The following is an 8,535-nucleotide window of genomic DNA, read 5'->3' on the forward strand; positions in this document are numbered from 1 at the left end:
AGCCTACTCTTTCTTGCTTTTCGTACCAAGCTTGTGTTCGTTCGTGGAGAGCTTTATTGTAAACTAATCTTACACAGCCCAAAGTGCGCCGCAATAGCGACTCTTGTTCGGGTGTGGGGTAAAATCGGTAAGAATAGGCTTTCTCCATGTCTCACATTCTAGCATATATCGTGTAAATGCGCTAGTATTTAACAGTAAAGCCGTCGTGAAACGACGGGGTTTCAGACCCAAATTTTCGATGAAAATTGGTATCTTTCAACAACCTAGAACTATTGTACTACTTGCAAGGCAGGTACTCAGAAGCGGAACCTCTCTATCTAGAAGCGATTAATATTTTCAGGGAAAGATTAGGGGAAAATCATCCCCATACCCAAACCGTTTATCAGAATTATCTAATGATGTTATCGCAATTACCCGAAGCAGAATTAAGATGAATTAGAGTTTAAATGCTTCGGAAAAGAGGGTCTGTAGGCGCACGGATTTTCCATTATACATATAGTATCATGTCAAGTCGCCTTTGTCAAGAGAAAATTTGACAACATCCAGATTTAGTAAAACGTAGTTAGACAGCAAAAATTTCCGCTTTGACTTGAAGCTAACAATCCGTCCTAACGCAGCACCTATCATCGACTATAGTTGAATTAATCACTGATGACTACAATAATGGATAATTATAGGAGGATGCTGTCTGGACTGTGATTAGGAGAGATTGTTAAATCCCTACAATAATTTTCATTATTTCATCATCAAAAAAAGGATTAATTATGATCAAAAAAATTAAAATCGCCGATGCTCAAACCGATTTACCAAGTCTCGTTAAATCGGTTACGGAAGATAACAAAATTTATGCCATTGAGAATCAGGAAGATTCTGTAATTTTGATTTCCCAAAAAAACTATGAAAGTTTACAAGAAACCATCGAATTACTATCTATTCCCGATTTAAGAGAAAGCTTACAACTATCTCTACAGCAAATTAATGAAAATGAAACCTATTCTTTTGAGGAAGTTTTGGGAGACATTGATTAATGGTTTATGAAGTCAGATTTACCAAAGAAGCCAAAAAAGATGTTGATAAGCTAACCCCTAAACTCAAGAAAAAACTGAAATCAATTATCCAAGATACCCTGAGTATTTCTCCTTATAGTGGCAAAAAATTAGTAGGAGATTTAACGGGTTTCTATTCAATTCGCTTAAGTTATCAAGACAGAATACTTTACACCATTAATGATGAACAGAAGTTAATCTATATTCATCGGACTAAAACCCATTATGGCGAATAAGCTAGACCTTGAAAATTCGTGAAAAGAGCGTCTGTAGGCGCACGGATTTTCCATTGTACACATAATATCATGTCAAGTCGCCTTTGTCAAGAGAAAATTTTTTCAAATCAGGATTTAGTAAAACCTAGTAACGCAGCACCTATCATCGACTGTGGTTGATGTAATCACTGCTCACTGATTACTGATTACTGTTTACTGATCACTGATAATAACCCTTGACCGCCAAAACGGACAACATCGGTACAAAATAACCCCGTTTCCTCCTGCACAGTTTCTATAGCTTTAACTGCCGCCTCCGGACTAAGATGAAAAGTATTTAAACTAATCCCTTTTACCTTCACCTCCCCGAAACTTCCCCCGGCGCTGGCAGTCATTTCGTAGAGTTTAATCACTTCCGTTAGGGGAGGGATGGGAATATCGGGTAAATCCTTGATATGAATTTGTCCGGCACGATGGACGAGAATTAACCCCGTCGGTTGACTGCCACGCATTAAGGGCAAGGTAGCAGTGGATCCGGGGTGTAATAGCGAGCCTTGACCCTCAATAAACAAAATATCGTTATTTTCCGCCGATTCTAACACCAAAGCCTCGATCGCACCAGTGGCATAATCAACGCGCACCGCATCCAAGGGTACACCTTTCCCTGCGATCATAATTCCCCCCTGTCCAGTGGCTAAAAATTGCGATTTTAGCCCTTTTTCTTGGGCTGCCCGATGTAATTCGATGCTAGTGGACATTTTGCCCACACTCATATCCGTGCCTACGGTTAAAATACGCTGACAGGTTAAATTTTTCGCCCGCGCTTGCCCAATTTTTAAGTCTTGGGGTTCCAGACGGATATCCCAAATCCATTGATCCGGTTTAAGCTGAGGAAAAAGGGGTTTTAGGGGTGTATGGAGACCATTAACGAGGGATAACCCCGCATTTACCCCCTCTTTAATTTCTTCTAGCCAATGGGGGGGTAAAATGCCTCCTGAGGGTGCGATGCCAATTAACAGAGTATCGGGATGATAGGTTAAAGCTTCCTTAACACTAGCAACAATCGGCAAGGGGCGATCGATTCCGGCCACTTCTTTTAAGGTGCTGCCGGCGCTTTCTGCGTCAATAATCGCCACTACCTGCGCTTTCCCGTAACGCAGATAACTTAATCCGGTTTTGCCGCGAGTTCCTTTGATTCCTTCGTGGAGAAGAATCGCTACTTTCTTGTCAGGAGTCAAATAATTAGTCATCTTTTGTCCGTAAACTAACACCCAAACCGGGTGAATTATTTGGTTGTAAACGTCCCCTTTCTAAGCTTAATCCCGTGAAGGGATCATCGCGTAAATTTAAATGACTATCTAGGTCAAGATAGTTGACAAGCGGGCCAAGATGTGCTAGGGCAGTATTGGCTAAACTGCTATCAGAGTAACATCCGAACATAATTTGCAGTCGGCAAGCTTGGGCAACATGAATCATTCTTTGCACTTCGGCTAATCCACCGGCTTTCATTAGTTTAATATTAATGCCGTGGACTCGATCGGCCAGTTTCAGGATATCTTGACTAGAAAAACAGCTTTCATCGACGAAGATAGGTAGGGGCGATTTTTGGTATAAATCAATTAAATCTCGTTCTTGTCCGACGGATAGGGGTTGTTCCACATAAATAACGCCTTTTTCCTCTAACCATTGGCACATTTTCACCGCATCGCTAAATTGCCAACCACCATTAGCATCGACAGTTAGGGGCAAATGGGGGACAATTTCTTTAATGGCCAGAATTATGGCTTGATCGGCTTCTATACCGTCCGGTGAGCCTAATTTGACTTTTAATAAGCTAAAATCGCCGATTTCTAGCCAATCTAACAGCCTTTTCTGCACATTTTCTGGAGAATTTAAACCGATAGTAACAGAAACTGGCGGAATCAAAGAGCGATCGAGTCCAAAAATTTGCCAGAGAGGTAAATTAGCTTTTTTGCCTAACCAGTCGTGCAGTGCCATATCAATAGCGGCACGAGTAGCCGAAGATATCTGATTTTGCCATAAAATTTTCTCAATTTCTTGGCGTTGACAGGGGTGAAAAGATTGTAAAATAGGAGCGATCGAGTTTAATTCTTGCAGGATTTTATCGGGGTTTTTCTCCTCGCTGGTAATATCAAAAGGGGATGCCTCTCCCCAACCTTCGATATTTTCCTCGCTAATTTTCAGCCAGATATTAGTATTTTCGCTGGTAGTGCCGCGACTAATCCTTAAAGGTACTCGTTTATGAATAGTAAAAGTTTGCCAGTTTAGCAGCATAATTCACCTCCGGATAATCGGGGAATAGGAACAGAAAAATTAAGTACCTAGGAAAAATTAATTACACATATCTAACCACCTCTTGCATGAGTGCCTCTTGCCTTTTGCCTATCCTAACCAAGAAATTAATTTTGCACCATTACTTATCTACACTTGCCCAAATCCTTACTTCTGTCCACTCTCCCCGCAATCATACAACTTCCGGCGGTGTTTTTCGTCAAAGACAAAATATGATAGGCTAACCGAAGGTGTAAGCAAGACGGCTGCGGGTTAGGAAATGGGATGAAATAGGAGTGAGTTAACCAAAATCAATGATTAAGAAAAAGATTTCTTACTGGGTAAATAGAGGTATTGCCCTCATTGATCGCTATCTGATCAGCCAACTACTACCCCCATTTTTATTTAGTGTTGGTTTATTTGCCTCTTTGGGAGTAGCGATCGGGAATCTTTCCGATTTAGCTAATCAGGTAGTTGATGCGAATCTACCCCTCGCTTCGGCCCTAGAAATTCTCCTGTTAAAAGTCCCAGAATTTGTCACTTATTCCCTACCAGTTTCTCTTTTGCTGGCCACTTTAATCACCTACGGTCGTTTAAGTAGTGATAGTGAAACCGTTGCCCTGCAAAGCTGTGGAGTCACTCTTTATCGTCTTTTTATACCCACTTTTTGCCTGAGTTTAATAGTTACAGTTGTGACATTTTTATTAAATGAATATGTGGTTCCAAATGCTAATTATCGAGCCACAGAAATTTTAGTGCATAAAATTAATAAAGAAGCAAGTTTTTGGAAAAATAAAGATTTTTATTATCCCGATTATGAAATAAAAACCCTAGAAAATGGTGCGATTAATCGCAATTTAAGAAGTTTATTTTATGCCGAACAATTTGACGGGGAAAAGATGAAAACCGTCACCGTTATCCGTTGGCTAAAACAAGAATTAAATCAAATTATTATCGCCGATTCGGCCCGTTGGAATGCCGTCGATAACGTCTGGGACTTTTTTAACGGCATTATCTATGAATTAACCCCCCCTAACGCCTCCTATAGCCAAGTTATCCCCTTTAAAGCCGAAAAAATCGCTTTATCTCGCTCCGCTTTCGATTTTGCTCGTCAAAGCCGCGATCCCTACGAGATGAACATACCACAGGCGATCGAATATGTGCAACTGCTCAAACTCAGTGGCGATGATAAGAGAGTCAGGTTTTTTCAAGTGCGAATCCAGCAAAAAATCGCCTTTCCCTTTGTCTGTATCGTCTTTGCTACCATAGGTTGTGCCTTGGGTTCTCTACCGCAAAGAATCGGTCGGGGAACCAGTTTCGGTCTCAGTGTCGCTATTGTTTTTCTCTATTATCTTTTCAACTTCTTAGTGGGTAGCTTGGGACTAACCGCCACCCTCTCCCCCTTCCTAGCTGCCTGGCTGCCTAATTTTTTCGGTTTTGGGTTAGGTCTGTGGTTATTATGGCGACTTAACGGTTAGACTTTTTTGAAAATTTTCGTCAAGATAGGAGACGTAGAGTTATAGCAGGCCCCTTAGTCTATGTTTCCCTTCTTCTTCAACACTTGTGGCAGCACTTCCCGCCAAGAATGTCAAGAGCGTAAATTAACATTCCTCAAATGGATGCGCGATGACCTCGAAACCCGTCTAGCGGGATTAAATGCCGCTATCGAAACTATCGAGCGTCAAATCAGTCGGGAAGGTCAATAAACCCTGAAAATAGGCGAGTTTTACCCTCGCCTTCTCCCTACAATTAGCTAAGAGAGATAACTTGACAGTTGTATTCGCCAAGAGGGATAATAGTAGTTTGTGTGAACTTTAGCTAGACTAAAATACCTTGGCTAACGTTATTGTAATCGGCGCTCAGTGGGGCGACGAAGGAAAAGGAAAAATCACGGATTTGCTGAGTCGATCGGCGGATGTAGTGGTGCGTTCTCAAGGTGGCGTAAATGCGGGTCATACCGTCGTCGTCGAGGATCAAACGTTCAAACTCCATCTAATTCCCTCTGGGATTCTCTACCCAGATACGGAATGTATAATCGGCTCGGGAACAGTCATAGATCCCTCGGTGTTACTCAAAGAGATGGCGCAATTACACGCCCTCAATGTCACCACCGACAATCTCTATATCTCGCAAACGGCTCATGTCACTATGCCCTATCATCGGCTGCTCGATCAAGCATCCGAGGAAAAACGGGGTAAATATAAAATCGGCACCACGGGAAGGGGTATCGGCCCCACCTATGCCGACAAATCCGAGCGCATCGGCATTCGAGTCATCGACTTGATGAATACCGAGAATCTGCGGCAAAAACTAGAATGGACGATCAATTATAAAAACGTCATTTTAGAAAAGTTATATAACTTACCGCCTTTAGATGCGAAGACGGTGATCGAGGAATATCTAGAATATGCCGAGAAACTGCGTCCCCATGTGGTCGATAGTTCCTTAAAAATCTACGAAGCAATCCGCAAGCGTCAGAATATTCTCTTTGAAGGGGCCCAAGGAACCTTACTCGACCTCGATCACGGAACCTATCCCTACGTTACCTCCTCCAATCCGATCGCCGGGGGTGCTTGTGTGGGTTCTGGCATCGGTCCGACGGTAATCGATCGAGTGATCGGTGTGGCTAAAGCTTACACCACTAGGGTAGGCGAAGGTCCATTTCCCACGGAATTAGAGGGGGAGATCGAGCAGTTATTGTGCGATCGTGGGGCGGAATTCGGGACCACCACCGGCCGTCGTCGTCGTTGCGGTTGGTTTGATGCGGTTATCGGTCGTTACGCAGTGCGAATCAATGGTTTAGACTGTCTAGCGATCACCAAATTAGATGTTCTCGATACCCTAGAGGAAATCAAAGTCTGTGTCGCCTACCAATTGGACGGCCAAACCTGTCGCCATTTACCCAGTAGTGCGGTGGAATTCGCCCGTTGTCAACCGATTTACCGAACGATGCCAGGGTGGCAACAACCCACCAGCGATTGTCGGAGTCTGGAAGACCTGCCCAAACAGGCCCTCGATTATCTAAAATTCCTGGGGGCGATCATGGAAGTACCGATCGCTATTATCTCCCTAGGAGCTAGTCGCGACCAAACTATTATCGTTGAAGACCCCATTCACGGGCCAAAACGCGCTCTTTTGGACGAAAATGGCTCGCCTTGGGATAATTACGAATTTTAAATCATTGCCAAAGAGGATTAGTCAACTATGCAAGTTAGCGTTGAATGTCAAAAAAGACCCGAAAATATTAACCCCAGGGCCCTACGTCGTCAGGGTTTGATCCCGGCGGTTCTCTACGGCCACAGCGGCACGGAATCGGTTTCCCTCGTGGTGGGAGAAAAAGCGGCCTTAACCCTGCTCAAAAAGGCCTCGGTAAATAATACCTTGGTGGATGTGAATGTTCCCGAAATGCCCTGGACGGGAAAAGCTTTGATCCAAGAGGTACAATCTCATCCTTGGAAAAGAAATCTCTATCACCTCAGTTTCTTCTCAGTATCTGCCCACGGTAAGCTCGATATCGTTGTTCCGATTAAAGCCATGGGAGAAGCGATCGGAACTAAACAGGGCGGTTTAATCGAACAGTTCGTCAACGAAGTTAATGTCTCCTGTATTGCTGATAATATCCCGGAAGTGATCGAATTTGATGTTTCGGAGATCGGTGTGGGGCAATCCCTGCTCGTGGGTGATTTGAAAATGCCAGAAGGGGTGACTTTAAAAGACGATCCCCATACCACCGTTTTTGCCATTGTTGCCGCTAAACGGTAAATTCAGTGATCGGTGGTCGGGTAATAGGGTTTTGGGGTGATAGGGTGTTGGGGCTTTAGGGTTTTAGTTGAAATTCCCCCACTTCCCCACTTCCCCACTTCCCCACTTCCCCACTTCCCCACTTCCCCAACCCCCACTCTGCCATAACTGCTACTGCATACTTTGTGCTTTTTGTCAAAAAAACTTTTTCTTTGCAATAAAACTACACAAAAAAAAGATCATCGTTGTGGGTGAAACTGACCAATTTACCCGTCTCAATTGGAATCACCCTGTAGGTGTAGCAAGGGTTTCAACCATTGCTGTCTAAAAAAGCACAGAGTAAGCGACTTTAAAATTCTATCAAATCGCTGTAACCATTACAACATCGTTGTTAAATAAAAATCTTTCTCAATTAATTCTTAAGAATTTGTAAATATTGCGAAATGTTAATTTAAATATTCTCAAGTTTTTGGAGTCAATAAATAATTTTTGCTTATCTTTGGCGCAGATTGGGTTAGAAGTCAGTTATCAGTTATCAGTTATCAGTGTCAGCTTTTTTCTCCCCTCTCCCATTTCCCCTCTCCCATCTACTGGGGAGTTAGATAACAAAAACGCTTAAATAAGTCCTCGCGGGCGGATTCGATTGATAATAGCCGTGCGCTGTAAAGGAGGCAAGAAATAGACCCCTTCGGGCCAATTCGGGTCTAAGGCCGCCCCAAAACCGTTTAATATAGTTTCACTAACCAGAGGGGCAAGAATCCATAAACGGGGCAAAATTTCCTGATTGTAGGGGCTATTTTCTCGTTTGGCCTGTCGCTGTAGTTCAGCAAAAACGGCGGTTAATTTCGCCAGACAATTACGCACATCGGCACGAGTGGGAGAATTACGATAGGGTTCTAGGAGAGCGCTATTTAGGGCAATTTGACCTAATAATCCTAGATTATCGACAGTTATCTGCCGATCTGGATGAGGCGAAAAAAATAGATCAATTTGTCGGGTTTCGTCGGTAATTTCCTTGCTAATTTCTACCTGGCCTAGAGGCGATAATAATTCTTCCAGATAGTTTTTAGCAAATTGGTCATGAGGTTTCATCAATGGAGGCGAAGAAAAAAAACGTAAGATTAGTTAGGGTCTGCTGAAAAAGTTTTTCGGTGGGGGTTGGGGGTTGGGGGTTGGGGGTTGGGGGATGGGGGATGGGGGATGGGTTTTACCGATTTTCAGGTGGTCAACTACCTAATTTT

At 43.2% G+C, this 8,535-nt stretch carries 11 protein-coding genes and 1 pseudogene; 8 read left to right on the top strand and 4 right to left on the bottom strand.

Annotated features, from left to right (window positions below):
* The coding region (locus EWV84_RS15700) for a helix-turn-helix domain-containing protein (RefSeq protein ID WP_287078761.1) at nt 1-148 on the bottom strand (148 nt) is incomplete at its 3' end.
* A gap of 97 nt (nt 149-245) precedes the next feature.
* Between EWV84_RS15700 and EWV84_RS15705 the strand changes: the two genes are divergently transcribed.
* The 3 genes from EWV84_RS15705 (at nt 246) to EWV84_RS15715 (ending at nt 1,282) form a co-directional block, all read left to right on the top strand.
* Entirely contained in the window at nt 246-434 is a 189-nt protein-coding gene (locus EWV84_RS15705) for a tetratricopeptide repeat protein (protein WP_287078758.1), read from the top strand.
* 330 nt (nt 435-764) lie between these two features.
* The gene (locus tag EWV84_RS15710; protein WP_002762167.1) at nt 765-1,028 is read left to right on the top strand and encodes a type II toxin-antitoxin system Phd/YefM family antitoxin; all 264 of its coding nucleotides are present in this window, start codon (nt 765-767) and stop codon (nt 1,026-1,028) included.
* Entirely contained in the window at nt 1,028-1,282 is a 255-nt protein-coding gene (locus EWV84_RS15715; RefSeq protein ID WP_052276585.1) for a type II toxin-antitoxin system RelE family toxin, read from the top strand. The genes EWV84_RS15710 and EWV84_RS15715 overlap by 1 nt, the downstream gene beginning before the upstream one ends.
* 185 nt (nt 1,283-1,467) lie before the next feature.
* Here the strand turns inward: EWV84_RS15715 and EWV84_RS15720 are convergent, their stop codons facing one another.
* Nucleotides 1,468-2,511 carry an N-acetyltransferase DgcN family protein gene (locus EWV84_RS15720; protein WP_287078759.1) on the bottom strand — a complete coding sequence of 348 codons (1,044 nt, stop codon included), beginning with the start codon at nt 2,509-2,511 and terminating at the stop codon, nt 1,468-1,470.
* The gene (locus tag EWV84_RS15725) at nt 2,504-3,556 is read right to left on the bottom strand and encodes a dipeptide epimerase (RefSeq protein ID WP_287078760.1); all 1,053 of its coding nucleotides are present in this window, start codon (nt 3,554-3,556) and stop codon (nt 2,504-2,506) included. Before EWV84_RS15725 ends, EWV84_RS15720 begins: the two co-directional genes overlap by 8 nt.
* A 311-nt stretch (nt 3,557-3,867) precedes the next feature.
* On the opposite strand from EWV84_RS15725, the gene EWV84_RS15730 reads away from it, so the two are divergent.
* From EWV84_RS15730 to EWV84_RS23140, 5 genes are all read left to right on the top strand, one after another.
* Nucleotides 3,868-5,031: an LptF/LptG family permease gene (locus tag EWV84_RS15730; RefSeq protein ID WP_286826375.1), complete on the top strand. Its 1,164-nt coding sequence runs from the start codon at nt 3,868-3,870 to the stop codon at nt 5,029-5,031.
* Between the two features lie 60 nt (nt 5,032-5,091).
* On the top strand, nt 5,092-5,259 hold the full coding sequence (locus EWV84_RS15735) for a hypothetical protein (protein ID WP_002759244.1): 168 nt from the start codon (nt 5,092-5,094) through the stop codon (nt 5,257-5,259).
* Nucleotides 5,260-5,386: 127 nt separating this feature from the next.
* Nucleotides 5,387-6,730: an adenylosuccinate synthase gene (locus EWV84_RS15740; RefSeq protein WP_286826374.1), complete on the top strand. Its 1,344-nt coding sequence runs from the start codon at nt 5,387-5,389 to the stop codon at nt 6,728-6,730.
* Nucleotides 6,731-6,757: 27 nt separating this feature from the next.
* The gene (locus EWV84_RS15745) at nt 6,758-7,315 is read left to right on the top strand and encodes a 50S ribosomal protein L25/general stress protein Ctc (protein ID WP_286826373.1); all 558 of its coding nucleotides are present in this window, start codon (nt 6,758-6,760) and stop codon (nt 7,313-7,315) included.
* 415 nt (nt 7,316-7,730) lie between these two features.
* On the top strand, nt 7,731-7,913 hold the full coding sequence (locus tag EWV84_RS23140; RefSeq protein ID WP_416361053.1) for a hypothetical protein: 183 nt from the start codon (nt 7,731-7,733) through the stop codon (nt 7,911-7,913).
* A 26-nt stretch (nt 7,914-7,939) separates the two neighbouring features.
* On the opposite strand, the pseudogene EWV84_RS15750 reads toward EWV84_RS23140, so the two are convergent.
* A pseudogene (locus EWV84_RS15750) lies at nt 7,940-8,386 on the bottom strand (hypothetical protein); the annotation flags it as partial.
* Nucleotides 8,387-8,535: the final 149 nt, after the last annotated feature.

This window comes from Microcystis sp. M_QC_C_20170808_M3Col, from assembly GCF_007095505.1.
GTDB lineage: Bacteria > Cyanobacteriota > Cyanobacteriia > Cyanobacteriales > Microcystaceae > Microcystis.